Origin of the sequence: Synechococcus sp. R6-10, assembly GCF_047461815.1 — a bacterium.
Lineage (GTDB): Bacteria > Cyanobacteriota > Cyanobacteriia > Thermostichales > Thermostichaceae > Thermostichus.
Map to the genome: position 1 here is coordinate 1 of NZ_JANSHW010000440.1, position 2,122 is coordinate 2,122.

A 2,122-nucleotide genomic window follows, 5' to 3' on the forward strand; every position below is an offset into this window, starting at 1 on the left:
GGGCAGCAGCGGTGGGGGCGGTGAATACGGTTTACCCCTTGCCAGAGGGCGGGTGGGCGGGCACCAATACCGATATCGATGGCTTTGTGCAGCCTTTGCTGGGTCTGGAAAAAGGGATCCCTACTCTCATTCTGGGATCCGGGGGGGCAGCGCGGGCGGCCATCCAAGGCTGTTTGGAGTTGGGGCTGGGGCCGGTGCGGGTGGCGGGGCGATCCCCCAACCCATTGCTGGCCTTGCGACAGACTTGGCCGCAGGTGGAGACGGTGAACTGGGCGGAGTTGGATTGCTATCTACCTCAGACGCGGCTTTTGGTCAACACCACCCCCGTGGGCATGCACAAGCCGGGATCCCCCGCCGGTCAAGGGCTCTCTCCCCTGAGCCGAGAGCAACTGGGCCTGCTGTCTCCAGGTGCCATCGTCTACGACCTGATCTATGTGCCGGATCCCACTCCTCTGCTGCGGATGGCCGCCGAGTTGGGACATACCCCCATCAGTGGACTAGAGATGCTGGTTCACCAGGGGGCCAAGGCCCTGTCGCTTTGGCTGGGAGGCAAGCCTGTGCCAGTAGAGGTGATGCGGCAGGCAGCTCAACACCAGTTGGCCCAGGTTTAGGGTCACTCCAGGCCAGTTGGAAGCCCTCTCTCAAGGTGTAATGAGATAACAACAACTACCGGGCTAGCAATCCAAGGTTGTTTCCCGCTCCCAGGGCGTGATCTGACGGTTGTATTCCTGCCATTGTTGGCGTTTGAGCTTGAGGTAGGCATTCACAAAGGGATCCCCCAGCCTGCTACGGAACAGGGTACTTTGGTCTAAGTGGTTGAGGGCTTCGACCAAAGAGCCGGGCAACGTTGGGGCATTGGGGAGGGGATCCGTGTAGGCGTTGTTGTCACAGCGGGGGCCAGGATCCCGTTGGTGTTGGATCCCGTCCAGACCGGCGGCAATGAGACCAGCAGCCAAAAGATAGGGATTGGCGGCAGCATCGGCCAAACGCAGTTCAAACCGCCCGGCATCCGGGATCCGAATGGCGTGGGTGCGATTATTGCCGCTGTAGCTGATCGTATTGGGAGACCAGGTGGCCCCAGAGAGCGTGACGGGGGCATTGAGGCGGCGATAAGAATTGACCGTCGGGTTGGTGAGGGCACACAAAGCAGGCGCATGGTGCAGCACCCCGCCGATGAAGTGATAGGCCAGTTGAGAAAGCCCCAATTCCCCTTGAGGATCGGCAAACAGGTTTTGTTCGCCTTGCCAAAGAGAAATATGGGTGTGGCAGCCGTTGCCCGTCAGATGGGCAAAGGGTTTGGGCATGAAGGTGGCCCGGTAGCCATGCTTTTCGGCAATGCTTTTCACCATGTATTTGAAAAAGGCGTGGCGATCAGCCGTAACTAGGGCATCGTCAAACCGCCAGTTCATTTCAAATTGGCCGTTGGCATCTTCGTGATCGTTTTGATAGGGATCCCAGCCCAGCTTCTGCATGCCATCGCAGGTGTCCCGGATCACCGAAAAACGCCGCATCAAACTTTGCTGGTCATAGCAGGGCTTGGCCTGCTGGTCGCGCTCATCGGAAATGGCCCACTCTTCGGGCGACAGAAGCATGAACTCGCATTCGATCCCCGTCTTGACTTGAAAGCCCATGGCTTCTGCTTGGGACAACACCTTCTTCAATACCCAGCGGGGGGTTTGTGGCAAGGGATCCCCGTTGACCTGAATTAGATCGGCAGGCATCCAGGCCACTTCCGGCTGCCAGGGCAGTTGAAACAAGCGCTCGCGCTCCGGCTGGGCAAACACATCGGGGTCTGCAGGCGTCAAGTCCAACCAGGCAGCAAACCCGGCAAATCCAGCCTGACCCTCTGCCATGAAGTCGATAACTGAGGCAGGCACCAGCTTGGCCCGTTGGATCCCAAACAGGTCGGTAAAAGAGAGCAGAAAGTAGTTGATCCCTTGGGCGCGGGCAATTTCAGAAAGCGGCTGTGTCATGTACCCAAGCTAGGTCTTGGCCTCAGGTAGAGGTGTGTCTTTCCGCACAAAAATAGACCTTTATCAAAAGAAACGGCCAGGAAGACAAACACCGCCATTTGTATTCGCCCAGGGTTGCGCAGCAATGGGAAAATTCTCCCCTGGCCAAC

Annotated in this window: 2 protein-coding genes; one reads left to right on the forward strand and one right to left on the reverse strand. The window is 58.3% G+C overall.

Annotated features, from left to right (window positions below):
• Positions 1-611: shikimate dehydrogenase (locus tag NW837_RS11885; RefSeq protein ID WP_414331774.1), on the forward strand; the 611-nt coding region annotated here is incomplete at its 5' end.
• Positions 612-674: 63 nt separating this feature from the next.
• Here NW837_RS11885 and glnT read toward each other — a convergent pair.
• On the reverse strand, positions 675-1,973 hold the full coding sequence (gene glnT, locus NW837_RS11890; protein WP_414331776.1) for a type III glutamate--ammonia ligase: 1,299 nt from the start codon (positions 1,971-1,973) through the stop codon (positions 675-677).
• Positions 1,974-2,122 lie beyond the last annotated feature (149 nt).

Excerpts from the sequence above, each read along its gene's own strand:
- glnT (WP_414331776.1), bottom strand. The coding sequence starts at position 1,973 with ATGACACAGCCGCTTTCTGAAATTGCCCGCGCCCAAGGGATCAACTAC.